At 74.2% G+C, this 22,758-nt stretch carries 25 protein-coding genes and 1 pseudogene; 11 read left to right on the forward strand and 15 right to left on the reverse strand.

Annotated features, from left to right (window positions below):
• The first annotated feature begins 30 nt into the window (after positions 1 to 30).
• Positions 31 to 1,149, forward strand: coding sequence for an IS630 family transposase (locus ACTWM8_RS12970; protein WP_446210232.1), 1,119 nt, complete (start codon positions 31 to 33; stop codon positions 1,147 to 1,149).
• A 30-nt stretch (positions 1,150 to 1,179) separates the two neighbouring features.
• Here the strand turns inward: ACTWM8_RS12970 and ACTWM8_RS12975 are convergent, their stop codons facing one another.
• The 4 genes from ACTWM8_RS12975 to ACTWM8_RS12990 form a co-directional block, all read right to left on the reverse strand.
• Complete coding sequence (locus ACTWM8_RS12975) at positions 1,180 to 1,608, reverse strand: Imm10 family immunity protein (RefSeq protein WP_446214029.1); 429 nt, start codon at positions 1,606 to 1,608, stop codon at positions 1,180 to 1,182.
• A gap of 273 nt (positions 1,609 to 1,881) precedes the next feature.
• The gene (locus ACTWM8_RS12980) at positions 1,882 to 2,583 is read right to left on the reverse strand and encodes a DUF4184 family protein (protein WP_446214030.1); all 702 of its coding nucleotides are present in this window, start codon (positions 2,581 to 2,583) and stop codon (positions 1,882 to 1,884) included.
• A gap of 67 nt (positions 2,584 to 2,650) precedes the next feature.
• Positions 2,651 to 3,031 (reverse strand): VOC family protein, encoded by a 381-nt coding sequence (locus ACTWM8_RS12985; protein ID WP_446214031.1) that lies wholly within the window; start codon positions 3,029 to 3,031, stop codon positions 2,651 to 2,653.
• Between the two features lie 100 nt (positions 3,032 to 3,131).
• Positions 3,132 to 3,779 (reverse strand): FMN-dependent NADH-azoreductase, encoded by a 648-nt coding sequence (locus tag ACTWM8_RS12990; RefSeq protein ID WP_446214032.1) that lies wholly within the window; start codon positions 3,777 to 3,779, stop codon positions 3,132 to 3,134.
• An 83-nt stretch (positions 3,780 to 3,862) separates the two neighbouring features.
• Here ACTWM8_RS12990 and ACTWM8_RS12995 point away from each other — a divergent pair, with 83 nt between their 5' ends.
• A complete protein-coding gene (locus ACTWM8_RS12995) occupies positions 3,863 to 4,360 on the forward strand; it encodes a MarR family winged helix-turn-helix transcriptional regulator (RefSeq protein WP_446214033.1) in 498 nt (165 codons plus the stop codon).
• A gap of 182 nt (positions 4,361 to 4,542) precedes the next feature.
• On the opposite strand, the gene ACTWM8_RS13000 is transcribed toward ACTWM8_RS12995, so the two are convergent.
• Positions 4,543 to 5,586: a hypothetical protein gene (locus tag ACTWM8_RS13000; protein ID WP_446214034.1), complete on the reverse strand. Its 1,044-nt coding sequence runs from the start codon at positions 5,584 to 5,586 to the stop codon at positions 4,543 to 4,545.
• A 463-nt stretch (positions 5,587 to 6,049) separates the two neighbouring features.
• Between ACTWM8_RS13000 and abc-f the strand changes: the two genes are divergently transcribed.
• A complete protein-coding gene (gene abc-f, locus ACTWM8_RS13005) occupies positions 6,050 to 7,687 on the forward strand; it encodes a ribosomal protection-like ABC-F family protein (RefSeq protein ID WP_446214035.1) in 1,638 nt (545 codons plus the stop codon).
• A 12-nt stretch (positions 7,688 to 7,699) separates the two neighbouring features.
• On the opposite strand, the gene ACTWM8_RS13010 is transcribed toward abc-f, so the two are convergent.
• The 3 genes and pseudogenes from ACTWM8_RS13010 to ACTWM8_RS13020 all read right to left on the reverse strand — a co-directional run bounded on the left by ACTWM8_RS13010 (position 7,700) and on the right by ACTWM8_RS13020 (position 8,702).
• Positions 7,700 to 7,822 carry a hypothetical protein gene (locus tag ACTWM8_RS13010; RefSeq protein WP_446214036.1) on the reverse strand — a complete coding sequence of 41 codons (123 nt, stop codon included), beginning with the start codon at positions 7,820 to 7,822 and terminating at the stop codon, positions 7,700 to 7,702.
• Positions 7,823 to 7,863: 41 nt separating this feature from the next.
• A pseudogene (locus ACTWM8_RS13015) lies at positions 7,864 to 8,403 on the reverse strand (SDR family NAD(P)-dependent oxidoreductase); the annotation flags it as partial.
• Positions 8,404 to 8,480: 77 nt separating this feature from the next.
• Complete coding sequence (locus tag ACTWM8_RS13020; RefSeq protein WP_446214037.1) at positions 8,481 to 8,702, reverse strand: hypothetical protein; 222 nt, start codon at positions 8,700 to 8,702, stop codon at positions 8,481 to 8,483.
• A 160-nt stretch (positions 8,703 to 8,862) separates the two neighbouring features.
• Between ACTWM8_RS13020 and ACTWM8_RS13025 the strand changes: the two genes are divergently transcribed.
• Both ACTWM8_RS13025 and ACTWM8_RS13030 read left to right on the forward strand, forming a co-directional pair.
• On the forward strand, positions 8,863 to 9,747 hold the full coding sequence (locus ACTWM8_RS13025) for an aminoglycoside phosphotransferase family protein (RefSeq protein WP_446214038.1): 885 nt from the start codon (positions 8,863 to 8,865) through the stop codon (positions 9,745 to 9,747).
• A gap of 92 nt (positions 9,748 to 9,839) precedes the next feature.
• Positions 9,840 to 10,640, forward strand: a complete 801-nt coding sequence (locus ACTWM8_RS13030) for a Stf0 family sulfotransferase (protein WP_446214039.1) — start codon at positions 9,840 to 9,842, stop codon at positions 10,638 to 10,640.
• Here ACTWM8_RS13030 and ACTWM8_RS13035 read toward each other — a convergent pair.
• From ACTWM8_RS13035 to ACTWM8_RS13045, 3 genes are all read right to left on the reverse strand, one after another.
• Positions 10,589 to 11,233 carry a GNAT family N-acetyltransferase gene (locus ACTWM8_RS13035; protein ID WP_446214040.1) on the reverse strand — a complete coding sequence of 215 codons (645 nt, stop codon included), beginning with the start codon at positions 11,231 to 11,233 and terminating at the stop codon, positions 10,589 to 10,591. The genes ACTWM8_RS13030 and ACTWM8_RS13035 overlap by 52 nt on opposite strands.
• A gap of 42 nt (positions 11,234 to 11,275) precedes the next feature.
• On the reverse strand, positions 11,276 to 12,277 hold the full coding sequence (locus ACTWM8_RS13040) for a LacI family DNA-binding transcriptional regulator (RefSeq protein ID WP_446214041.1): 1,002 nt from the start codon (positions 12,275 to 12,277) through the stop codon (positions 11,276 to 11,278).
• Between the two features lie 164 nt (positions 12,278 to 12,441).
• Positions 12,442 to 13,101, reverse strand: a complete 660-nt coding sequence (locus ACTWM8_RS13045) for an HNH endonuclease family protein (protein WP_446214042.1) — start codon at positions 13,099 to 13,101, stop codon at positions 12,442 to 12,444.
• 254 nt (positions 13,102 to 13,355) lie between these two features.
• Here ACTWM8_RS13045 and ACTWM8_RS13050 point away from each other — a divergent pair, with 254 nt between their 5' ends.
• Together ACTWM8_RS13050 and ACTWM8_RS13055 are read left to right on the forward strand one after the other, a co-directional pair.
• Positions 13,356 to 13,730, forward strand: a complete 375-nt coding sequence (locus ACTWM8_RS13050; RefSeq protein ID WP_446214043.1) for a hypothetical protein — start codon at positions 13,356 to 13,358, stop codon at positions 13,728 to 13,730.
• Entirely contained in the window at positions 13,720 to 14,448 is a 729-nt protein-coding gene (locus ACTWM8_RS13055) for a Fic family protein (RefSeq protein WP_446214044.1), read from the forward strand. Before ACTWM8_RS13050 ends, ACTWM8_RS13055 begins: the two co-directional genes overlap by 11 nt.
• Here the strand turns inward: ACTWM8_RS13055 and ACTWM8_RS13060 are convergent.
• Positions 14,387 to 15,607: a PucR family transcriptional regulator gene (locus tag ACTWM8_RS13060; RefSeq protein ID WP_446214045.1), complete on the reverse strand. Its 1,221-nt coding sequence runs from the start codon at positions 15,605 to 15,607 to the stop codon at positions 14,387 to 14,389. The two genes, ACTWM8_RS13055 and ACTWM8_RS13060, sit on opposite strands and share 62 nt — an antisense overlap.
• A gap of 83 nt (positions 15,608 to 15,690) precedes the next feature.
• Here ACTWM8_RS13060 and ACTWM8_RS13065 point away from each other — a divergent pair, with 83 nt between their 5' ends.
• The 4 genes from ACTWM8_RS13065 to ACTWM8_RS13080 all read left to right on the forward strand — a co-directional run bounded on the left by ACTWM8_RS13065 (position 15,691) and on the right by ACTWM8_RS13080 (position 20,245).
• The gene (locus ACTWM8_RS13065) at positions 15,691 to 16,782 is read left to right on the forward strand and encodes a ferredoxin reductase (RefSeq protein ID WP_446214046.1); all 1,092 of its coding nucleotides are present in this window, start codon (positions 15,691 to 15,693) and stop codon (positions 16,780 to 16,782) included.
• 14 nt (positions 16,783 to 16,796) lie between these two features.
• Positions 16,797 to 17,945, forward strand: coding sequence for a fatty acid desaturase family protein (locus ACTWM8_RS13070; RefSeq protein WP_441148312.1), 1,149 nt, complete (start codon positions 16,797 to 16,799; stop codon positions 17,943 to 17,945).
• A gap of 255 nt (positions 17,946 to 18,200) precedes the next feature.
• A complete protein-coding gene (locus ACTWM8_RS13075) occupies positions 18,201 to 19,373 on the forward strand; it encodes an alanine--tRNA ligase-related protein (protein WP_446214047.1) in 1,173 nt (390 codons plus the stop codon).
• A 107-nt stretch (positions 19,374 to 19,480) separates the two neighbouring features.
• Positions 19,481 to 20,245: a hypothetical protein gene (locus ACTWM8_RS13080; RefSeq protein WP_446214048.1), complete on the forward strand. Its 765-nt coding sequence runs from the start codon at positions 19,481 to 19,483 to the stop codon at positions 20,243 to 20,245.
• A 40-nt stretch (positions 20,246 to 20,285) separates the two neighbouring features.
• Here ACTWM8_RS13080 and ACTWM8_RS13085 read toward each other — a convergent pair whose 3' ends face one another.
• From ACTWM8_RS13085 to ACTWM8_RS13095, 3 genes are all read right to left on the reverse strand, one after another.
• On the reverse strand, positions 20,286 to 20,804 hold the full coding sequence (locus tag ACTWM8_RS13085) for a hypothetical protein (RefSeq protein WP_231925460.1): 519 nt from the start codon (positions 20,802 to 20,804) through the stop codon (positions 20,286 to 20,288).
• Between the two features lie 82 nt (positions 20,805 to 20,886).
• A complete protein-coding gene (locus tag ACTWM8_RS13090; RefSeq protein ID WP_446214049.1) occupies positions 20,887 to 22,161 on the reverse strand; it encodes an MAB_1171c family putative transporter in 1,275 nt (424 codons plus the stop codon).
• Complete coding sequence (locus tag ACTWM8_RS13095; protein WP_446214050.1) at positions 22,158 to 22,676, reverse strand: ImmA/IrrE family metallo-endopeptidase; 519 nt, start codon at positions 22,674 to 22,676, stop codon at positions 22,158 to 22,160. The genes ACTWM8_RS13090 and ACTWM8_RS13095 overlap by 4 nt, the downstream gene beginning before the upstream one ends.
• Between the last annotated feature and the right edge of the window lie 82 nt (positions 22,677 to 22,758).

A 22,758-nucleotide genomic window follows, 5' to 3' on the forward strand; every position in this document is an offset into this window, starting at 1 on the left:
GGGCCGGCGTGGGGCCGTCAGGCTGTCGGGGTGGCAGAGCCGGTTCGGGTACGTCGATTAAGTGATCAAGAGGGTCAGCGGCTGCAGCGTCTGGTGCGTCGGGGCACCGGCTCGGTCGTGCGGCTGCGGCGGGCGATGGTTGTGCTCGCCTCAGCTGGCGGGAACAGTGTGCCGGTCATCGCCCGGCTCGTGCAGGCCGACGAGGATTCCGTTCGGCAGGTGATCCACCGGTTCAACGAGATGGGCATGGCCAGCCTGGACCCTCAGTGGGCGGGTGGCCGTCCCCGCCGAATCAGTAGCGACGACGAGGCGTTCATCGTCGCGACGGCCAACACCCGTCCCGTCAAGCTGGGACGGCCGTTCACCTGCTGGAGCGTGCGCAAGCTCGCCGAATACCTCGCTGACAACCCTGATCGGAGGGTGATCATCGGGCGGGAACGACTACGGCAGGTGCTGCGCCGCCACCAGATCACCTTCCAACGCACGAAGACGTGGAAGGAGTCCACAGACCCCCAGCGGGAGCAGAAGCTGGCCCGTATCGAGCACGTGATCGAGCACTTCCCGCACCGCACCTTCGCGTTCGATGAGTTCGGGCCGCTGACGATCCGCCCGCACGGCGGCGTCGGCTGGCAGCCCAAGAGCCGCCCACGCAGGCTCGCGGCGAACTACCACAAGCTGCACGGCGTGCGGCAGTTCCACGGCTGCTACTCGATCGGCGACGACACCCTCTGGGGTGTGGTCCGCAGACAGAAATCGGCGACGAACACCCTCGCCGCACTCAAGTCGATCCGAGCCGCCCGCCCTGACGGCGCCCCGATCTACATCATCTTGGACAACCTGTCCGCGCATAAGGGCTTCGCGATCCGACAGTGGGCGGCCCGGAACAAGGTCGAGTTGTGTTTCACCCCGACCTACGCCTCCTGGGCAAACCCGATCGAGGCGCACTTCGGGCCGCTACGCACCTTCGTCATCGCCGGCTCGGACTACCCCAACCACACCGTCCTGGCCCGCGGCCTGCACGCCTACCTGCGCTGGCGCAACGCCAACGCCCGCCACCCCGACGTCCTGGCCGCCCAACGCCGCCACCGCGCCAAGATCCGCAGCGAACGACACCGCCGCTGGGGTCAACCCGCGAGCCGAGCCGCATGACCAACCCGGCCAACGTTTGTGGTCAAGGCACTAGCTGTGCAGGAGGGTGGGTCGGGCGTTCGCGCGGCCCGAGGCAAAGACTCGGGTCAGTCCATCCTTGAGCATCCGAAGCTGGTCGGGAGCGAACTCCAGGGCGAAGTTGACGTCGGCGCTCATGCCAAGGTCATGGGCAGCCTCGGGTGTCAGCTTGAGCCGTAGGTGCGTCTCGGTCACCTCGCACTCGATGACGCCGCCGTAGTGCGTCGCCTGGCCAGGGTCGACGACCAGGCAGTAGGTGTCCCAGCCGAGGTCGAGTTCCTGCTGGTCCTCCATGTCCTCTTCGGGGCACTCCATGAACGCCAAGGACCACGATTCGGGGTCGTCGGTCTCGCCGACTGCGATCACATAGATGCCGTCGTCATCCTCGCCGACATTGCCCAGGGTCGAGGGTGCGAATTCCTGCTGGGCTGTGTTCCCCATGCCGTGCGACCTCCGACCAGGTGCGATGTACGTGGATCTTGACGGATGACGGAGGTGCCCGGCAAGCCCCGAACGGCCTCCGCTCCGTGCCCGACGCGGTCATGTCGGCAGCGATCACGGCGCGGCGGTCGACGGCGGACCGTACGGGCCCCACGGCCGGCGGGGCGGTACATCTGTTCGCTGCTCGGCCTCGGGGTCGAGGCTTCGTCGTCCGGCCCCCCGGCCGCACGTGAAGCGGGAACCGGAGAGCGCCTTGGTCGTGCAGCACAGCGGTCATCGACGAGCAGCGGTTGCGGGTCGGGGGAGCAGGACTGTCGCCCCCGTTCCGGCAACCAGTCCGAGCGCCAGCGCCCCGATCAGCCGGGCCCCGGTGGTGTGCGGCAGTAACGCCCCCGGCAGTCGCGATGCGACCAGCGCCCCGACGGCGGTGACCGACGCGGCGACGGTCCAGAACAGGCGCGGGCGCGCCGGAGCGCCGGGCGGCTCGCCGTGCCACTCCGGCAGCAGCCGGCGACGCCCGACGTGTACGGCGAGGGCGAGCGCTGCCAGCGCACCGAGCACGGTGGAGGCCCAGTCCCACGCGATGGCGCGGTCCGTCAGCCGGTCCCATGCCTGGTGGGTCGCGGCCGCGAGCACGGCCGAGACGGCGCTGACCGCCATGCCCGGTCGAGAGGCGCCGAGCACGCCGTAGTCGGGCAGGGCCAGCGCGGCCGGCCGGTGCGGCAGGTGCGCGGCGACGGTCGGCGCGACCGCGCGCACGATGGTCGCGCAGAGCAGCGTCACTGGCAGGCAGAACAGGATCAGCCCGGCTGGCTGGTGCGACAGCGGGAAGACGGGCAGCCCGGAACCGTCGAGGGCGTAGGCCAGGTCCGGTGCGGCCGAGCCGACGACGAGGGCCACGCCGTCGAACCAGCGGGGGCGCCAGAGCTTCAGCGGCAGCGGCAGCGCGGCGTGTGAGGGGAAGGTCAGCGGCACCGCCGTACGCTACCGACGCGCGGCCCCGCCCGGCTGCCCCGCACGGCGCCGGGTGGGGTGGTGGCTGTCAGGGCCAGGTCCGGGCCTGGGAGTCGAAGACCTCGGGCGGACTCTCCACCGGCAGGACGCAGACCAGGTGCCCGCCCGGCACCCGCAGGACGCGACATTCCAGCCATTGGGCCACCTGGGTGGCGCCGAGGGCGACCAGCCGTGCCGTCTCGGCCTCGACGTCGTCGGTCTCGAAGTCGAGGTGGAAGCGGGGCGCGTCGTCGACGGCCTGCACGGCGGTGACCAGCCCGGGCAGGGCGCCGTGCAGGCCGACGAACTGCGGGTGCTCCGGGTCCGCCTCGGCGGGGACGCCGAGGGCGGCCGACCAGAAGGCCGCCGCCCGGGCGGCCTGCGCGTGCGGGGCGTCGATCAGGACGGCGTAGACGCGGCTGCGATGCATGCCGCGCAAGGTAGTGCCTGTCGCGGGTCCGCGCATCCCGAGTGGAGCCGGCGCGGTGGGGGAGTGGCCCGGTGGTGGGCAACTCCCGTGGCGGCCTCGCCTAGGCCGCGGCGGCGGCCGGGACCCAGAGTTCGTCGACGGCGCGCTCGGCCGCCGCGAGGCTCTCCTGGGCCAGCGGCACCAGGCCGGCCATCGCCGGGTTCACGCCGGCGAGGGTCAGCTCCGCCGTGATGATGCGCGGCTGGAGGCCGGTCATCGCCAGGCCGTGCGGCAGCCACGGCTCGGCGTGGTCCCAGCCTTCGCGTGGCGTGCCGGGGGCGTACCCGCCGCCGCGCGTGGCCAGCACGATGAACTCACGGTCGCCCAGGAGGCCGGCCTGGGTCTCCGGGTCGTAGGCCAGGCCGGGCGCGATCAGGTGGTCGACCCACGCCTTGACGCTGCTGGGGGCGGCGAAGTTGTACAGCGGCAGCCCCAGCAGGACCGTGTCGGCCCGCCTCACCTCCTCGACCAGCTGCTCGGTCAGCGCCCAGGACTCCCGCTGGGCCGGGCTGTGCTGCTCAGGCGGGGTCATCCGCGCCAGGCCGCCGGCCTGGTCCAGATGCGGCAGGGGCTCGGCGCCCAGGTCCCGGTAGTGGACCGTGCCGTCGGGGTGCGCGGCGCGCCAGGCCCTGGCAGCGCGGTCGGTGAGCCGGCGGCTCACCGACCGGTCCCCCTGGATGCTGGAGTCGATGTGCAACAGGTGTGCCATTGGTTAGTCCTCCACAACTCATTGGTGCAGTGCCAACCATTTGTGGCACGTGGGTCGTGGCCGGCGACGGTAGGCTTGGTCACATGCCTGCCGTACCGGTCGACCAGCCCGAGCACCGCTCGGCGCCCCTGCTCGACCACCTCGCGCGGCGGATGCGGCTGCGTTCCGAGACGGTGCTGGCACCACTGGGGCTGCGGCCCCGGCACCTGGTCGCGCTCACGGTGCTGCGGGCGCAGGGCGGCAGCAGCCAGCAGGCCCTCGCCGGCACGCTGGAGATGGACGGCACCAACATCGTCGGGCTGCTCAACGAGCTGGAGGCGGAGCGGCTGATCGAGCGGCGCCGTTCCCCCGAGGATCGCCGCCGGCACGTCGTCGAGCTCACCCCCGCCGGAGAGAAGCGCCTCGGGGAGGCTGAGTGCGCTCTCGCGACGGTGGAGGACGAGGTGCTCGGCGCGCTGGACGCGCGGCAGCGCGAGACGCTCTACGAGCTGCTGGAGCGGGCGGTCGGTGGCGGTCCGGCGTCCTGCGCCGGGGCGGCGGAGGGTCCGCCGTGCTCGGCCGCGGGCGGGCCGGCCTGCTGACGGCACCCGCCTGCCGGCGGCCCGCCCGGGCAGGACCCGGTTCCTGGCTGATCTTCGGCCCGCTGAGCCGGTCGCCGTCCTCGGGTGGGTTGCCGGTCCGGTGGTGCGGCCGCCCCCGCTGTCGGCGGCAGGACCGAACGACGGGACGCCTCTCAGAACGCCGCAGCCCCCGCCCGGCGGCGTCAGGTCCGGCCCTCGGTCCGGAGCCGGTCGGCCAGCTCACGGACCGCGGCGGCGAAGCGTTCGTCGGATTCGCACGGCCAGTGCCCCTTCACCGGGGGCGGGACGCTGTCGCTCGGGGGCGCCACCACGTCCTCGGGGTCCCGCAGCCGCCGGTCGACCCGGTCGCTCGGGCCGGCCCGGCTCGGTGGGTCACCGGGTCGGTGTGCGGCGAACACCCAGCCGCCGATGGGATCGGTCTCCCGCCACAGGTTCAGCCAGCGCCAGCCGACCCGCTCGCCCACTTCGTGCAGCACGTCCTTGCCCAAGTACGCGGGGAAGAGGCGGGCGTACAGGCGGTCGAGCGGGGACCCGTGGGTCAGCAGCGCGACCCGCCGGCGTACCTGCGGCGGCAGTTGCAGCACCGTGGCCGCCAGCAGCACCGAGCCGTGGCTGTGGCCGCTGAGCAGCACGCCGGTGTGCCGCTCCGCCAGGTAGCAGATCCGTTTCGCCAGCTCGGGTACGGCCCGTTCGGCGTAGCAGGGCGGCGCGAAGGGGTGGGCCGCCCGGGGCCAGAACGTGCCCAGGTCCCACACCACGCCGACGTACCGGCGGAACTCCGCCGTCCGGTAGGCGAACAGTCCGCCGATCACCAGGGCGAGCACGAGCCCGAGGATGAGATAGCTGCCCATGGTCAGCCCGAAGTTCACGAACCCGGACGGCACCCCGAGCACCCGTTCCGCCAGCGGGCTCGGCTGCAGATTGAACAGTCCGAGCAGGCTCGTGGCCAGGCCGACCGCGCCGAGGCAGGCGTACCCGACGGCCAGCGGGCCGAGCCACTCGGTGAACCGCGCCCGCGCGATCGTCTTCTCCACGCGTCGCATCCGGTCGGCGGCCTCCGGCGGGGCTGCCGGGAAGTCCCTGGCGACGATGGCCGCCGCCGCCCGTCGGCGACCCCCGAAGGAGAGCAGAGTCAGCCCGCCGGCGACCAGCACCGCCATGATCATGCTCAGGAAGAAGGTGAACAGCGCCCACTTGTAGGCCAGCGGCGGGGCCGCCATGTCCATCGGGCTTCCGGTGATCGCCGCCGGTTGAGGAAGTACGCCCTGCCGACCGGCGACCCGGAGGGCGACCGGCTCAGCGCCGTCGGCCAGTGGGACGCCATGCCGATGGTGGGTCCGGCAGCCGGCTGGCGGGGGTGCCTACCCGCGCAGGCGGGCGCCAACCGGGAAGGTCACGCGGAGGGGTGGACAATCCCCGGTCGCGCATCGACCGGCACGGCTCGCCTCCTGCGTCCCGTCGTAGGCCGGACACCGGATCGGCTGCTGGTAATGTCGGCGGCGAGTGATCGGGACAGGGAGACCAGACATGGCGGGTGACGACGACATCTCCGGGTGAGACCGGACATGGTCGGCCACCGGCAGGCGCGTAGTAAGCGCCCCGCCGCCGGTGGGCCGTGCCGTCGTCGACCAACCCCTGTTGCCCGCCGGGCGGCTGTGGCACGCCCGCATCACACCCGAGGTCCTCCGCATGTCCGATGCGTACGTCATCTGCTCCAACCTCTCCTTCTCCTGGCCCGACGACACTCCCGTCTTCGAGGACCTGTCGTTCACCGTCGGCGGTGGTCGTACCGGTCTGGTCGCCCCCAACGGCGCCGGCAAGAGCACCCTGCTCAAGCTGATCGCCGGGGAGTGCCGGCCCACCGGCGGGTCGGTGACCGTCGAGGGGGTGCTCGGCTACCTCCCGCAGAGCCTGCCGCTGGCCGGCGACCTGACCGTCTCCGAGGTGCTGGGGGTCGCCCCCGTGCTCCGGGCGCTGCACGCCATCGAGGCCGGCGACGCGAGCGAGGAGCACTTCACCACGATCGGCAACGACTGGGACGTCGAGGAGCGCACCCAGGCCCAGCTGGACCGGCTGGGGCTCGCCGGCGTCGCGCTGACCCGGCGCCTGGACACCCTCAGCGGCGGTCAGGTCGTCTCGCTCGGCCTCGCCGCGCAGCTGCTGAAGCGGCCCGACGTCCTGCTGCTCGACGAACCCACCAACAACCTCGACCTCGACGCCCGGCGCATGCTCTACCACCTGCTCGATGACTGGCCCGGCTGCCTGCTGCTGGTCAGCCACGACCGGGCGCTGCTGGACCGGATGGACCGCATCCTCGAACTCGACCGGGGCGAGGTCCGCTCCTACGGCGGCAACTTCACCGCCTACCAGGAGGCCGTGCGGGCCGAGCAGGAGGTCGCCGAGCGCAACGTCCGCAACGCCGAGCAGGAGGTCAAGCGGGAGAAGCGGGAGATGCAGCAGGCCCGCGAGCGGGCCGAGCGGCGGGCCAGCAACGCCAGCCGCAACCTCAAGAGCGCCGGCCTGCCGAAGATCTTCGCCGGGACGATGAAGCGCGGCGCCCAGGAGTCGGCCGGCCGGGCCGGCGAGACGCACGCGGCCCGGGTCAGCCAGGCGCGGGCCCGGCTCGACGAGGCCGGCCGCGCCCTGCGCGACGAGCAGCGGATCGTGCTGGACCTGCCCGGCACCAACGTTCCCGCCGGGCGCACCGTCTTCCTCGGCGAGCGGATGCAGGTCCGCTACGGCGACCGGGCGCTCTTCGCCGCAGACGGTGCCGACCTGGTGATCCGGGGGCCCGAGCGGATCGCGCTGACCGGGCCCAACGGCGCCGGCAAGTCCACCCTGCTCCGCCTGGTCCACGGTGATCTGGAGTCCGACGGCGGCCGGGTGCGGCGGGCCGACGGGCGGATCGCGTACCTGTCGCAGCGGCTGGACCTGCTGGACCTCGATCGCACGGTGGCGGAGAACCTGGCCGCGTTCGCGCCCGGGACGCCGGAGGCGGAGCGGATGAACCTGCTCGCCCGCTTCCTCTTCCGGGGCTCCCGCATCCACCTGCCGGTCGGGGTGCTCTCCGGCGGGGAGCGGCTGCGCGCCACCCTGGTCTGCGTGTTGTGCGCGGAGCCGGCACCCCAGCTGTTGCTGCTGGACGAGCCGACCAACAACCTCGACCTGGTCAGCGTCGCCCAGTTGGAGAGCGCGCTCGGCGCGTACCAGGGCGCGTTCGTGGTGGTCAGCCACGACCAGCGGTTCCTCACCGAGATCGGGGTGAACCGCTGGCTGCGGCTCGCCGGGGGAGAGCTGCGGGAGACCGGCGCGCCCGAGCCCGACTGACGCTTCCCGGGTTCACCAGGGGACGGGCCGGCCGTCGCGGAAGAAGCCGCCGGTCGGGCCGTCGTCGGGCAGGTCGACGGCCCACAGCACGCTGGCCGCGCCCTCGGCGACCGGGCGGCCGCCCGGGCCGCCCATGTCGTGGCGACCCAGCCCGGGCAGACCGAGTTGACCAGGATCCTGTCGGGTGCGAGCTGCGCGGCGAAGAGCCGGGTGACGGCGTTCAGCGCGGCCTTCGAGATGGCGTACGCGGGGGTGCCGGCGCCCATGCTGCTCAGCGAGCCGGCGCCGCTGGACACGTTGACGATCCGGCGGCCGGGCCCCTGGTGGCGCATCAACGGCAGGACGGCCTGGGACACCTTCAGCGCGCCGAGCGCGTTGACCTCGAAGGCCTCCCGGACCACGCCGACCTCGGCGCCGGCCGGGTCCTGGTCGGTGTCGTAGTGGATGCCGGCGTTGTTGACCAGGACGTCCACCCGACCCGGTGCGTCGGCCAGGCCGGCGGCGAACGCCCGGACGCTGTCGTCGTCGCCGACGTCCAGCCGGCGTACCAGCACCCGGCCCGGGCCGGGGGTGAGGGTGGCCGCGACCGCCTCCCCCCGCCCGGTGTCGCGGCAGGCGAGCACGGTGACGAAGCCGCGGTCCAGCAGTTGCTGCACCACGGCCAGCCCGATACCCCGGTTGGCGCCGGTCACCACGGCGCTGCGCTGGTCGGTCACACCGGCAGTTTCCCCCGCTGCGCCGCCGTACGCACCGCCCGGCGGTGGAACCGGGACGCGCGTACGGCGGCGTCGGGTCAGCCGGTGCCCTGCCGGTGCACCCGCCCTTCGTGCGCGACCTTGGACCGGCCGTGGTCACGTTCGCTGCCGGAGGGACCGGTCGCGGCCCGCTCGTGCCGGCGCTTGGGCGAGCGTTCGACCTCCGAGCCCTGCCGCCCCGGCGCGCCGCTGCCGGGGTGTCGCCGGCCCCGGGCCGATTCGCCACCGCTGTCGTGTTTGTTGTGCTTCTGGCTACCCATGGGCAGCGCGTACCCGCCGAGCGGACGGCTAGTCGCCCGTCACCGCCGGTCGGGGCCGCCCCCCATCGGGGATCAGGTGCCGCGCCCGAAAATCGAGGGCCGGTTCCCCACCGGCGGCCTAGGCTGCGCCGGCGGATCACGACATGACCAGGGGGGCGACATGTCCGGTGGGCGGATGCACGAGGACGAGGTGTCGACGGACGTGGGCCTGGTCCGTCGCCTGCTCGCCGCGCAGTTCCCGCGCTGGGCGGACCTGCCCGTCGAGCCGGTCCGCTCGGCCGGCACCAACAACGCGATCTACCGGCTCGGCGACGACCTGGTCGTGCGCCTGCCCCGCATCGCGGACGCCGTGGAGCAGGTCGAGTTCGAGTACGACTGGTTGCCGCGCCTCGCCCCGCACTCGTCGGTGCGGGTGCCGGAGCCGGTGGCGCTGGGCAAACCGGACGAGGGGTATCCCTGGCCGTGGGCGGTCAACCGCTGGATCGACGGCGCGACCGCGACCGAGGCCGACGGCGGCCGGGCCGGCGCGGCCGCGGAGCTGGGCGGGTTCGTCGCGGCCCTGCGTCGGGTCGACGCCACCGGCGCCCGACCGGGTTACCGGAGCGGGCCGTTGCGGGCGCGGGACGCGTACGTCCGCGAGTGGACGGCGGCGGCCCGGGGCCTCATCGACACCGACGCGGTGCTCGCCGCCTGGGAGCAGGCGCTCGCCGTGCCCGAGTGGGACGGTCCGCCGGTCTGGACACACGGGGACCTGCTCCCCGGCAACCTGCTGGTCGAGGGCGGGCACCTGAGCGGTGTCATCGACTTCGGCGCGGCCGGCGCCGGCGACCCGGCGTGCGACGCGCTGCCCGCCTGGGTGCTGTTCACCGCCGAGACCCGGGAGGTGTTCCGCGCGGCGGCCGGCTTCGATGACGCGACGTGGGCCCGGGGGCGCGGCTGGGCGCTGCCGTTCGTCAGCGCGCTGACCTACTACCGGGAGACCAACCCGGTAATGGCCGCCCTGGGCCGGCGGGCGATCGAGGCGGTGCTGGCCGACCTGGCGTGACAGGACCGCCCCGCCAGTGCGCCCGCATTGTCGGCCGGCACCCGGAAAAAGCGGTTGGAGCGCCCCCGACCGGCCGGCCTACCCTCGGCGGCGTGACCACCCACCCCGGCCGCGAACCCGTCGACTCTTATCTGGTCTGCGCCACGCCCCGCACCGGCAGTTCGCTGCTGCTCGGGCTGCTCGCCTCCACCGGGGTCGCCGGCCGCCCGCAGGCGTACTTCCGGGTGCCGGACGAGCCGCTGTGGGCCGAGCGCTGGGGGATCGCCGTGCGCCCCGACGGGAGCGTCGACTACCGGGAGTACCTGGCGGCGGCGCTGGCGGCCGGGCGTACCGACAACGGCGTCTTCGGCGCGAAGCTGATGTGGGGGACGCTGGACGAGCTGGTCGATCGGCTGGCCACGGTGTACCAGGGCCCCGCCGGCGCGGACCTGGCGCTGCTGGAACGCGCCCTCGGGCGTACCCGTTTCGTGTATATGCGGCGCGACGACGTCGTCGCGCAGGCGGTGTCCTGGCTGCGCGCCGAGCAGACCGGCACCTGTTACCTGGGCGGCGACGGTGAGATCAGCGGCGGCGACGGCGGTGGGGGCGCGCCGGCCTTCGACGCGGACGCGATCGGCCGGCTGGTCGAGGTGATCGGCCGGCACGACGCGGCGTGGCGGGCGTGGTTCGCCGCGTCCGGCGTCCGGCCGTACGTGGTGTCCTACGAGGACCTCGACGCGGACCTGGTCGGCGTCACCCACGCCGTCCTCGACTTCCTCGGGCTCACGCTGCCCGCCGGGGCCGCCGTCGTACCCCGGCACCGACGGCAGGCCGACCAGCTCAACCGGGAGTGGATTCGCCGCTACCGGGCGGTCTCGACGGGCGCCGGCACCCGCGTCGTCCGGCCGAGGTAGGTGACCGGGCCGGGGTCGGGCACCGGGATCTCGTGGAAGCCCAGCCGGTCGTAGAAGCCGCGCGCCCGCACGTTGGCGGTGACCATGCCGACGTGCAGCCCCGGCGCCCCGGCGCGGGCGGCGGCGCGCAGGAACGTCTCGACGAGCCGCCGGCCGTGACCCCGGCCCTGGTGCCCGGGCAGCAGGTCGATGTGCAGGTGGGCGGGGTAGCCGGCGAGTTCCGGCAGCAACATCCGCTCCGGCCGGTGGTGCAGCGCGATCATCTTGTCGTCCCGGGTGGCCGGCGGGCGGGTCGGCACCGGGTACCTGTCGGCCAACCGGGGTATCCACTCCCGCCGGTAGGCCCGCACGAAGGCGGGCGTGTCCGCCGTGCCGATCACGTAGCCGACGACGACGTCCCGGTGCGTGAGCACGAACGCCAGCTCCGGCTCCAGGTGCAGGTACGGCCCGGCGAAGAGGTCGGGCATCAGGTCCTCGCTGGCGTACCGGCCGCGGGCGTCGCCGCCGGCGTCGGCCGTGCGGACGCAGATGTCGTAGACCGCGTCGTGGTCGCGGTCCCGGTAGCCGCGGATGGCGGTGGCGGTGCTGTCCATGCCGGGACGGTACGGGGTGGAAGCGCTTGCACCGCAAGCCGTTCAGGCGCTGCCCCGCCGGACCAGAGTCGACGGGTGTACCACCGGCCGGTCGGCGGCGGCGTCCCCGGTGAGCAGTGCGCGCACCGCCCCGGCGGCGATCCGTTCGACCGGATGGGTGCCGGTGGTCAGGGCCGGCAGGGCCGAGGCGGCGGCCGGAGCGTCGTCGAAGCCGATCACCGCGACGTCGTCGGGCACCCGCACTCCGTCCTCGGCCAGGGCGCGCAGTGCCCCGATCGCCACGGCGTCGGTGATGGCGACGACGGCGTCGGTGTCCGGCCAGCGGCGCATCAGCCGGCGTAGGCCGGCGCGGCCGGTGCTGTCGGTGAGGCCGCCGGAGGTGGTACGGCCGGGCAGCCCGTGCGCCCGCATCCCGTCCCGGTACGCGGCCACCGGCCGGCGCAGGCTCGCCGCCCAGTCGGGGCCGGTCAGCATGGCGATGCGCCGGCGGCCGGTGGCAGTCAGGTGGCCGATGGCGGCCGCCATCGCCGACGTGGTGTCCACGTCGTACGCCGGGACCCGGCCGAAGCCGGGGCCGATCGCGACGATCCGGCCGCGCAGCGCGGCGGGGAGCGCCTCGACCAACTCGGCGCGGTGGTTGACCAGGACCAGCCCGCGTACGCTCCGGTCCCGCGCCAGCTCGTCGAGGTCGGCGGGGTCGCCGGGGCGCAGCCGCCGCGCCGAGACTCCCACGGCGTACGGGTCGGCCGCCCGGGCCGCCGCGGTGACCAGGCGGGCGACGTACTGGTCGCTGAGGAGCCGGGGCGACGGCGCGACGACGCCGACCACGACGCGGTGGCCCTCGCCCCGGGCCAGCGACACCGCCACCGGGTGCGGCGCGTACGCCAGCGCCGCGGCGGCCCGGAGCACGTCGGCCCGCGCGCCGGCGGAGACGGGGCCACGGCCGCTGAGCGCCCGGGACGCGGTGGCGGTGGAGACGCCGGCGGCGCGCGCCACGTCGGCCAGGGTGGGGGTACGACGCACGCTTTTGCTCGCCCGACTCACCCCGGCGATTCTGCCGCCCTGCCCTTGGCCGCGGCGCCGGGCCTGCGGTGGCTCGGACGAGCCGAGGGTCGAGAGTGGACTCACCTGCCTCCCTGGCGACCCCGCATCGGTGCCGAAACCGGCCGGCAACGGCCGGCCCGCCGGGTGGCGGGCCGGCCGGGGCGTCACCAGGCGTAGGTGACCGAGACGGTGGTGGCGGGGCAGTTGTTCGCCCAGCTGGTCAGGGTGCTCTTCTCGGCGCTGTCCACGGTGAGCCGCCAGCGGATCTTGGTGGCGACCCACTCCTTGACGTAGCGGCAGCGGGCCGAGGCGTACGGCGGCAGCCAGGTGGCCGGGTCCTGGTCGCCCTTGGCCTGGTTGACGTTGTCGGTGACGGCGGCCAGCGGGCGGCTGTCGCCCAGGTCGTTGGCGTACGACTGGCGGCGGCTGGTGGTCCAGCTGCGCGCGCCGGAGTCCCAGGCCTCGGCGAGCGGCACCATGTGGTCGATGTCGAGGTCGCCGGTGAGCGTCCAGTACGCGTTGTCGTAGTAGGAGTACCACCGCCCGCCGGACAGCGTGCAGCTCCCGCTGACCGTCGGCGCGGAGACGGCCTCGGCGATCAGCACCTCGTTGCGGGTGTTACAGCCGTCGCCGTCGGCGTCGACCCAGTGGGGGAAGAGGTCGCGGCTGTAGCCGGTGCGGACCTCGGTGGCGACCGAGAGGCCGGCGACCGCGGTGGTCAGCGAGGCGGAGTAACTGGCGGCCCAGGCGGGGTGGGCGAGGCCGAGGGTGGCGGCCAGGGCGGCGGCGAGGATGGTGGCCGTCGCGCGCAGGGTACGGGTCATGGTGCTCCGTCCGATGAGGGGGGCGGGATCGCCTGCGTACATATGGACAGAGAAGACGGCCAATATCCAGATCAACTTTGTGAACGATGGGCGACGCAGCGTCGCCGAACCGATGACAAGCTCGGTGTGGGTGCCGGCCCTCGCGCGGAAAGGCGGTCTGACCGCGGCGCCGACGCGATCGGCAGGGGGGAGCGGAAGCCGACGGGCTCCACTAGGGTGGGCCGGCCGAATCACCGACCCGTGGGAGACGTCCCTTGCCGGATGCCGCACCCGAAGCCCTCGTCGAATGGCGGGGCTGGCTGGAGGAGTTGGTCGAGCGCTTCGACCGCTTCCTGCCGCTGGTCACCGACGACCGCGCGGACGTGGCGCTGGACGCCTGGGAGCGGGCGGTGGCCCACCTGGTCACCGTGGTGATGGACCGGACCTGCGCCGACGGCGGCTGGGAGCACCACTGCCGCCAGGTCCTGGGCTGGTTCCTCACCCTGGCGGGTGTGCCTGCCGAGCGGCACGCGCCCCTGGTGGAGCACGCGATTGGCGGTCGCTTCGACAGTTTCGTGCCCCCGCCGGACCGGCTCATCCGGGAGGTCGCCGAGCGGTTCGCCGTGAAGGTCGACCGTCGTGCGCGATGACCTGCTGACCTGGCTGTCGGTGCGGGAACGGGTGCGCTGGGCCGAGGTCGCCCGGCCGGTCGGCGGGCCGGTGCGGGGCGGGCGGGACGGGGTGGTCGACTTCGTACGTACCGACGTCGCCGCCCGGGACCCGCAGCTCGCCGCGCGGCTGCTGACCGCCCTCGACCGGGTCCGGGTCGCCGCCGACTGGGGCGGGCCGCTGACGTACGAGCTGCTGGCCGACTGGCAGCGCCAGGTGCTCGCGTCGCCGGAGGTCGGATTCCGCACCGGGCCCGCGTACGCCAAGGGCGGCCGGGAACGCTACGGCCTCGCACCGGACACTCCGGACCGGTTCCGGCGCTGCCTGGGGCAGGCGACCGAGCCGGGTGTGCCGCTCGCGGGGCGCGCCGCCCGCGCCTACCTCGACGTGGCGTTCTTCCACCCGTTCGCCGACGGCAACGGGCGGGCGGCGATGCTGGCGCTGTACTTCCTGCTCGTCCGCGACCGGGCGGTGCCCGACCTGGCCGCCCCGGTGCTGCGCACCGTCCGCCGGTCCGACGACCCGGACGGCGCGGCGGACCTGGTGCGGCTGCTCGACGTCCTGATCGCCGCCACCCGACGCCGCCGCGCGCGGCCCGAGACCGGGCGGACGCAGCCAGCCGTGCCGGCCGGCCGGCTCACTCCGCCGGCAGGAAGGCCAGCGCCAGGGTCAGCTCCAGCACCGTCGCCGGGTCGTTGAGGCGCTCGCCGTACAGCTCGCGCAGCTGACCCATCCGGTAGCGCACGGTCTGCGGGTGGACGAAGAGGTCGCCCGCGACGTCGTCGCGCCGGCCCTGGTGCAGCAGCCAGGAGCGCAGCGTCTCGGCCAGCCGCCGGGCGGTCGCCGGGGGCAGCGCCGACAGCGGTTGCAGCACCTGCGCGCGCAGGTCCGCCAGGGCCTCCGGATCGGTGCTGAGCACCAGCCGGGCCAGGTGCTGCTCGGTGTCCAGCGGCGCGCCGTCCGCCGGCCGGTCCAGCCCGAGCGCCAGCGCCCGCAGCACCCGCTGGTACGACTCGGCGACCCGGGTCCACGGCCGGGCCGGCCCCACCACCGCCCGGTGCCCCTGCACCGCGCCGATGAGCCGCCGCCGGCGCCCGCCGTGCACGTCGGGAACGAGCAGCACGGCGGACTCCTCGGCCAGCTCCACCCCGGGCAGGTCCTCGCCGCTCTCCAGGGTGTGCGGGCTGAGCATCGCGAGCACCGCGCGCAGGTTGCTGCGGGGCAGCACCGCGACGGTGAGGGTCTGCGGGGGCGGCCACTCCGCCCGCTCGGCGCTGCGGCGCAGCACCTCCTCCGGCTCGCCGGCGAGCAGCTGCTGGACCAGCCGTTCCAGGTAGCGCCGGTGCACCCGGCCGGCGCTGGCCAGCTCGTCGGTGTGCCCGGCCACGCTGGCGGCGGAGAGTTCGTCGATGTAGGCGAACATCAGCTCGGCGAACTCCGCCACCCGCTCGGCGGAGAGCCCGTCGCGCACGGTGGTGGCGGAGACCTCCCGCCAGGCGACCCGGGCCCCCACCCGGTACGCGGCCAGCAGCGCGTCCATGCTCCGCCCCGAGCGGGCCTCGCCGCTGCCGAGGGCGTATGCCGCCTCCAGCGCCCGGCTCAGCGGGGTGCTCGGGTCGGCGGCCTCGGCCCGCTCGATGAGCTGGAGGAACGTGCCCAGCGCGATGCGGACCGCGTTCTCGATCTTCTCGCGCATCTGCCCGGTCAGGGTGCCCGAGTAGTCGGGGACCTCGGCGGTGATCGCGGTGACCGTCCGCTCGGCCACCGCGGGGAGCTGGCCGCGCAGCCGCTCGGCCACCCGTTCGTCCAGCTCCAGGTGCGCCGCCCGGTGGCTGGTGGCCCCGGAAGGATCGGTCATGTTGTTCTCCCCGAACAAGAACGCGTGGTCAATTCACCTTCACCGGTCAAGATGTTATCCGCACGGGCGACGACCCTGGAGACATGACCACCACCGTCCCGCGTCCCCCGACGAGGCTCTCCGTCCGGGACCGGCTCCTCCGGCTCGCCGAGACGGTCACCACCCCGCTGCTCCCCGAGGACTACCTCGACCTGGTCGCGCCGCTGCGTGCCGGGGCCGCGCTGCGCGGTCGCGTGGTCGCCGTCGACGCCGAGACCCGCGACGCCGCCACGCTGACCATCCAGCCCGGCCGCGCCTGGCGCGGTCACACCGCCGGGCAGTACGTGCGCCTCGGCGTGGACGTCGACGGGGTCCGGCAGTGGCGGGCGTACTCGGTCACCTCGGCTCCCGGGCGTCCCGACGGCCGCATCTGCGTCACGGTGAAGGCGATCCCCGACGGGAAGGTCAGCGACCACCTGGTCCGGCGCATCCGCCCGGGCGCCATCGTCCAGCTCGACCAGGCGCAGGGGGACTTCGTCCTGCCCGACCCCGCGCCGGCCCGGGTCCTCTTCCTCACCGCCGGCAGCGGCGTCACCCCGGTCATGGGGATGCTGCGCGCCGGCGCGCTCGGCCGGTCGGACGTCGTGGTGGTGCACTCCGCGCCCACCCCGGCCGACGTGGTCTTCGGCGCCGAGCTGCGGGCGCTCGCCGCGCAGGGCGCGATCCGGCTGGTCGAGCGGCACACCGACACCGACGGGCTGCTCGGCGTCGAGGAGTTGGCCGGGCTGGTCCCCGACCACCTGGAGCGCGAGACCTGGGCCTGCGGCCCGATCGGGATGCTCGACGCGGTGGAGGAGCACTGGCGGGCGGCCGGCGCGGCGCAGCGGCTGCACACCGAGCGGTTCCGGCCGACCGTGATCTCACCGGGGGAGGGCGGCACCGTCACCTTCACCAGGGCCGGTCTCAGCGTGCGGGCCGACGGCGCGACCCCCATCCTGGATGCCGGGGAGGCTGCCGGTGCGCTGATGCCGTCGGGCTGCCGGATGGGCATTTGCTACGGCTGCGTCCTCCCGCTGCGCCAGGGGGCGGTTCGCGACCTGCGTACCGGGGACATCACCACCGCCGTCCCCGGTGACGGCGTACTCATCCAGACCTGCGTGTCGGCGGCGGCCGGTACCTGCGACATCGATCTGTAGACAGGAGGCCGGACGTGACCGCGATCCAGAAGAAGCCGGACAACCCGATCGCCCACCTCAGCGCCGAGGACATCGAGATCCTGGGCAAGGAGCTCGACGCCATCCGGGACCGGGTGATCGCCGAGCGCGGCGAGTCCGACGCCCGGTACATCCGCAAGGTCATCAAGACCCAGCGGACGCTGGAGATCAGCAGCCGCGCGGTGCTGCTCTTCTCGCTCTTCCCGCCGGCGTGGGTGGTCGGCACCGCCGGTCTGGCGGTGGCCAAGATCCTGGAGAACATGGAGATCGGCCACAACATCCTGCACGGCCAGTACGACTTCATGCGTGACCCGAAGATCCACTCCACCACCTGGGAGTGGGACCACGTCTCCCCGGCCGACCAGTGGAAGCACTCGCACAACCAGCTGCACCACACGTACACCAACGTGCTCGGCAAGGACAACGACCTCGGGTACGGCATCATGCGCGTCGACGAGGACCAGAAGTGGCACCCGATGCACCTCGGCCAGCCGCTGTGGAACTTCGTCAACGCCTGCTTCTTCGAGTACGGCATCGCCGCGTACGACCTGGAACTCGGCCGCAACCTGCAGAAGGACCGGCGCAAGGCCCCGGAGTTCCGGGCCCGGGCCCGCGCCGTCGGCCGCAAGATCCGCCGTCAGGTGCTCAAGGACTACATCGTGCACCCGCTGCTGTCCGGCCCGTCCTTCCTCAGCACCCTGGCCGCCACCTTCACCGCGAACCTGATCCGCAACCTGTGGAGCCACTCGGTGATCATGTGCGGGCACTTCCCGAACGGCGTGGAGACCTTCGAGAAGACCAGCATCGAGGGCGAGACGCGCGGCGAGTGGTACCTGCGGCAGATGCTCGGTTCGGCCAACATCAGCGGCAGCCGGCTGATGCACATCATGACCGGCAACCTGTCGTTCCAGATCGAGCACCACCTCTTCCCCGACCTGCCGAGCAAGCGCTACCAGGAGATCGCCCCGCAGGTCCGGGCGCTCTTCGACCGGTACGGGCTGAAGTACACCACCGGCCCGCTGCCCAAGCAGGTCGCCTCGGCCTGGTGGAAGGTCATCCGGCTGTCGCTGCCCAACCGGACCCCGGCCGCGCCGAAGCCGGCCGACGACCTGTCCACGCGTACCCTCGCTCCCTCGGGGGCCTGAGCACCCACGACGGCGCCGCCGACCCACCCGGAATCGCGGTGGCCGGCGGCGCCGTCGTCGCGGTACGGTCGGGCCATGCAGATCAGGCGCACCACCGCCGCGGCCGCGCGAGCTTCCCGCTCGCCGGTTGCCGCCGCCTGATCACCTGACCCCACGCCGGCGACCGGAAACGGTCCGCCGGCGTTCGCGCGTCTGCACCCCCGCGTCCGCGCGGCGGGCCGTACCGGTTCGCACCCTCACCGGAAGGCCCGCGCCATGACACCCGAGCAGATCGTCCGCACCTTCGTCGACCACTTCCACCGGCGGGGCCACCGGTCCGCGCCGGAGAGCCCGCTGATCCCACCCCCGGGCGATCCGGTCCTCTTCACCACCTCCGGAATGCACCCGCTGACGCCGTACCTCGCGGGCCGTCCCCACCCGTCCGGCCGGCGCCTGGTCAACGTGCAGCGCTGCCTGCGCACCACCGACCTGGACGAGGTCGGCGACCCGACCCACCTGACCGTCTTCGACATGCTCGGCACCTGGTCGCTCGGCGACTACGGCATCGGGCCGAGCCTGCGTTGGGGCTACGAGCTGCTCACCGAGGGCTTCGGCGTCGACCCCGGCCGGCTGCACGCCACCGTCTTCGGCGGCGACGACCAGGTCGGCCCCGACGAGACCGCGCTGGCGACGTGGACCGAGCTCGGCGTGCCGGTGGAGCTGACCCGCGCGGAGAACTGGTGGTCCAACGGCCCCACCGGGCCGTGCGGGCCGGACTCGGAGATCTTCGTCTGGACCGGCGACGGCCTGCCCACCGGCACCCCGGGCGGCGACGACCGGTGGATGGAGGTCTGGAACCACGTACGGATGCGCTACCACCGGCACGACGACGGCCGGCTGGAGCCGCTGCCGCAGCCCAACATCGACACCGGGATGGGCCTGGAGCGGCTGGAGATGGTGCTGCGCGGCGGCCGGTCGGTCTTCGGGTGCGCCGGCCTGACCCCCTGGGTCGAGGCGGTCCGCGACCGGTGGCCGCTGGACGAGACGGCGCACCGGATAGTCTGCGACCACCTGCGCTCGGCGGTCGTGGTGCTCGGCGACGGCGTCCGGCCCGCCAACACCGGCCGGGGCTACGTGCTGCGCCGGCTGATCCGGCGGGCGCTGACCACACTGTGGCGCGACGACCCGTCCCGGACCCTCGCCGAGCTGCCCGATCAGCCGTACGCGGACACGCTGCGCCGGTTCCGCCAGGGCGGCGACGTCGGGTCGCTGCGCCAGGTGCTGGTCGACGAGGAACGGCGCTTCCGTGCCCTGCTGCGGCGGGGGCGGCCGGTGGTCGATCGGTGCCGGTCCCGGGGGCCGCTGACCGACGCGGACTACGCGTGGCTGCACGACACCCACGGGCTGCCCCGCGAGCTGGTCGACGGGCCGCTCGGCGCGGCGGGCTGACCCCGGGCGCGGACCGGCGGGGGTGGATTGGGGGCGCCGCCACCTGAGTATCCGCTGTGGACCGCCGTCGGACGGCCGGCGGCGGTCCGCCCTCGGGGAGGTGTCCGGTGACCGTCCGTGCCTCGGCGAGCGTGCTCGCCCTCCTGCTCACCCTGACCGGCTGCGGCGTGGCGCGGGACCTCGCCACCGGCGACGCCGCGACCCCGTCCGGGCCGTCCGCGCCCGACGAGCTGCGCCAGGCCGCGCAGGCGTTGGACCGGGGCCCCTACAGCTTCCAGTTCCGCACGCCCACCACCATCGGCGCCGGCGCGGTCGACGGGCGCGACGGCTGGCTGCGGATCAGGGTGGTCGGCGGCGAGATCGCCAAGGCCCGGGTGACCTTCGAGGTGCTGCACCGGGACGGTCAGCACCTGGTCCGCAGCAACCCGCTGACCGAGGACCGGTGGACCCGGCTGGACATGACGAAGGTGAGCCCGGCGCGCCGGGTCGTGCTGGAGCGGTTCGGCGACCCGGCCCACGCCGAGGATCTGCTCGCCGGGGTCGGCACCGCCGAACGCAACGGCGAGCGCGGCTATCGGGGCACGTTGGACCTGACCCGGGCGACCGAACCGGGCGCCAGCCGCCTCATCGACGACGCGCACCTCCGATCGCTCACCCCCGAGCAGACCAGGGCGGTGCCGTTCGAGGCGACCGTGGACTCCCAGCGGCGGCTGCTGGGCCTGCGGTTCACCCTGCCGGCCGCCGGGGGCCGACCGGAGCAGCCGTCCGAGATCAGCTACTCGGGGCACGGCTTCAAGCCCGACCTGAGCGCGCCGTTCCAGGGGAAGATCGGCCCGGCGCCGGCGGAGGTCTACGAGTTCGTCAACAGCTGACCTCGTCCACCTCGATCACCTCGGCGGCGGGACCGGTGGCCTAGCCGAGCAGCAGGTACGTCGGCACCCCGACCAGCACGCCGGCCACGCCGCCGGCGAGCACCTGGGCGGTGGTGTGGTCACCCAGCCGCACCCGGGACCAGCCGATCAGGGCCACCAGGCCGAACGCCACCAGCAGCGCCGGCCCGAAGACGACCACCAGCACCCCGACCGCCCCGGCGGCGACGGCCGCGTGCGCGCTGAGCTTCCAGACCTGGTTGACCGCGGTGACCACGAGCAGCACCGCGAACATCACCACCACCATCGCCACCAGCGCCCGGGGCGCCCCGAGCAGGACCAGCGCCGCGATACCCGCCAGCACCGACAGCAGGCCGCCGACCAGCGGCCCGCGCCGCTGCTCGCGTACCCCGATGTGGTGGTCGGTGAGCCGGCCGCGCCGCACCCCGAGCCAGATGATGCCGTACGGCACCACCGCGCTGAACAGCATCGCCAGCAGCGCCCAGCCGAGGCCGGTCAGCCAGGCCGGCGCGGTGGCGTGCAGCGCCACGACCACCGGCATCGCCGCCGCCCACACGGCCGGGGTGAACACCTCGGTGACGATCCGCGCGACGCCGGGGCCGGCGGGCGCGATGACCCTGGTCTCACTGGACACGCTGTTCCCTCTCGCTGTCGTCGGCGCCCGCCGCCGGGCCCAGCCCGGCCCGTAACCGGGTGACCTCCGGGGAACGGTAGGCCCTCGCCACCCGGACGAGCCAGGCGACCTGCTCCGCGGCCTCCCCACCGTCGGCACCACCGGCGGGCAGGTTGGGCAGCTCCTCGTGGTCGGCGGCCGGCGGCGCCCCGGCGGCCCGCGCCTCCAGCGCGGCGGCCAGCACGGTCGCCTCGGCGGCGGCGGCGAGCCGTTCACCGCTCCAGCCGGCCCGGCGGCCGGCCGCCTCGGCGGCGCGCAGCAGCGCGGCCGACATCCAGGGGCGCAGCGTGGCGTACCCGTCGAGGATCTCCACGGTGGCGCGGACCCGGCGCAGGTACGGGTCGCGCAGCACCGCCAGCAGCCCGGCGGGTCCGCGCGGCTCGGGCAGCAGCGCGATCTCCGGCAGCACCCGGTGCACCGCCGCCTGGAGCGGACGCAGCCGGTCGTGGTCGACGACGGCCCCCAGCCGCGCGCCGAGCCGGTCGAGACCGACCAGCGGCCCCCAGGACGGCAGCGTCGAGCCGATCAGGATGAGCAGGATGGAGACGGTGAAGCTGAACACCACCACCGCGTCGGAGACGAGCGCGGAGCCGGGCCAGAGCGCGCCGACCGCCACCGCGGTCAGCTTGCCCAGCACGTAGACCAGGCCCCAGGCGGCGCCCGCCACGATCAGTCGTAGGCCGAGGCGGAGCAGCGGCCGGCCGGCCTGCCGTGCGTACCGGTGGGCCAGGGCCACCACCTGGGTCATCGACCAGCCCAGGTAGGTCAGGTATACGTAGAGGAAGGGGGCGTCGAACGGGTCGCCGTAGTAGCGACCGCTGACCACCCGGGGGTCGTCCAGGGAAGTCGGCGCCGGGGTCAGCGCGAAGAGCACCGCGATCGCGGCGATGCTGACCAGCAGCGCGACGGTGCGGCGGCGGACCCGGCGCCGGGTGCGCTCGTCGTCCCCGGTCATGTGCAGCAGGAAGGCCTGCGCGGCGGTGGCCGAGACCAGGGTGAGGCAGTTGGACAGCAGCCGGGCCAGGTCGAGCACGCCGAGCGCCCGGTCCAGGGCCGGCATGAACGGCTGGATGGTCAGCGAGACCGTGATGCCGACCAGGGCCAGGCAGAGCGCCCGCAGCGGCCGGTAGCGCGGGTTGCGGGCCAGGTCGCGCAGCTTGTAGAGGCTCATCACCCAGCAGGTCAGCGTCACGCCGATCATCAGGTCACGGACGAGGCTGATCACGGGTGGCGGCGTCCTTCGAGGGCGGCGGCGAGTCGGTCGGCGAGGGCGATGTCGGCCGGGGCGGTGACCGGTATCTCCGACCAGCTCTCCGCGCGCTGCACGGCGAGGCTGCCGAAGATCTCCGCCCGGCGCTCCTGCGGCACGTCGTACGAGCTACGGGCCAGCGGCACCGGCGCGGCGGCGGCCCGGTCCAGCCCGGACGCCGGGGAGGCGTCGTCGAAGAGGGCGTGCCCGTACTCGTGCCCGATGATCAGGCGCTGGCGGACCGGGCTGGCGTTGGCGGCGTAGAAGATGTAGTCGGCCTGCTCGCCGGCCACCCAGAGCCCGTGCGGGGCCAGTGCGGGCAGCTCCCGGGGAATCAGGTGCACCGGCCGGCCGCGTCGCCGTTCCACCCGTTCGTGCAGCTCGCCGAAGGTGAAGCCGTCGGTCAGTCCGAGCGCGTCCAGGGCCTGCTCGGACTGGCGGCGCAGCTGCCGGAGCTGGTCCTCGCCCGCCGCGCGTCGTCGCCGGATCATCGGGCCGGCGCCGGGTGGTGGGCGTACCCGTTTCGCAGTACGCGCAGCCGGACGCAGCCACCGCCGGTGGCCCGCGCCGTCC

It is taken from the genome of Micromonospora sp. IBSANI012 (genome assembly GCF_052814045.1).

Excerpts from the sequence above, each read along its gene's own strand:
- ACTWM8_RS12975 (WP_446214029.1), bottom strand. The coding sequence starts at position 1,608 with ATGGGGAACACAGCCCAGCAGGAATTCGCACCCTCGACCCTGGGCAAT.
- ACTWM8_RS12985 (WP_446214031.1), bottom strand. The coding sequence starts at position 3,031 with ATGCATCGCAGCCGCGTCTACGCCGTCCTGATCGACGCCCCGCACGCG.
- ACTWM8_RS12990 (WP_446214032.1), bottom strand. The coding sequence starts at position 3,779 with ATGGCACACCTGTTGCACATCGACTCCAGCATCCAGGGGGACCGGTCG.
- ACTWM8_RS12995 (WP_446214033.1), top strand. The coding sequence starts at position 3,863 with ATGCCTGCCGTACCGGTCGACCAGCCCGAGCACCGCTCGGCGCCCCTG.
- ACTWM8_RS13000 (WP_446214034.1), bottom strand. The coding sequence starts at position 5,586 with ATGGACATGGCGGCCCCGCCGCTGGCCTACAAGTGGGCGCTGTTCACC.
- abc-f (WP_446214035.1), top strand. The coding sequence starts at position 6,050 with ATGTCCGATGCGTACGTCATCTGCTCCAACCTCTCCTTCTCCTGGCCC.
- ACTWM8_RS13010 (WP_446214036.1), bottom strand. The coding sequence starts at position 7,822 with ATGGGCGGCCCGGGCGGCCGCCCGGTCGCCGAGGGCGCGGCCAGCGTG.
- ACTWM8_RS13020 (WP_446214037.1), bottom strand. The coding sequence starts at position 8,702 with ATGGGTAGCCAGAAGCACAACAAACACGACAGCGGTGGCGAATCGGCC.
- ACTWM8_RS13025 (WP_446214038.1), top strand. The coding sequence starts at position 8,863 with ATGTCCGGTGGGCGGATGCACGAGGACGAGGTGTCGACGGACGTGGGC.
- ACTWM8_RS13035 (WP_446214040.1), bottom strand. The coding sequence starts at position 11,233 with ATGGACAGCACCGCCACCGCCATCCGCGGCTACCGGGACCGCGACCAC.
- ACTWM8_RS13045 (WP_446214042.1), bottom strand. The coding sequence starts at position 13,101 with ATGACCCGTACCCTGCGCGCGACGGCCACCATCCTCGCCGCCGCCCTG.
- ACTWM8_RS13060 (WP_446214045.1), bottom strand. The coding sequence starts at position 15,607 with ATGACCGATCCTTCCGGGGCCACCAGCCACCGGGCGGCGCACCTGGAG.
- ACTWM8_RS13065 (WP_446214046.1), top strand. The coding sequence starts at position 15,691 with ATGACCACCACCGTCCCGCGTCCCCCGACGAGGCTCTCCGTCCGGGAC.
- ACTWM8_RS13075 (WP_446214047.1), top strand. The coding sequence starts at position 18,201 with ATGACACCCGAGCAGATCGTCCGCACCTTCGTCGACCACTTCCACCGG.
- ACTWM8_RS13085 (WP_231925460.1), bottom strand. The coding sequence starts at position 20,804 with ATGCCGGTGGTCGTGGCGCTGCACGCCACCGCGCCGGCCTGGCTGACC.
- ACTWM8_RS13095 (WP_446214050.1), bottom strand. The coding sequence starts at position 22,676 with ATGATCCGGCGACGACGCGCGGCGGGCGAGGACCAGCTCCGGCAGCTG.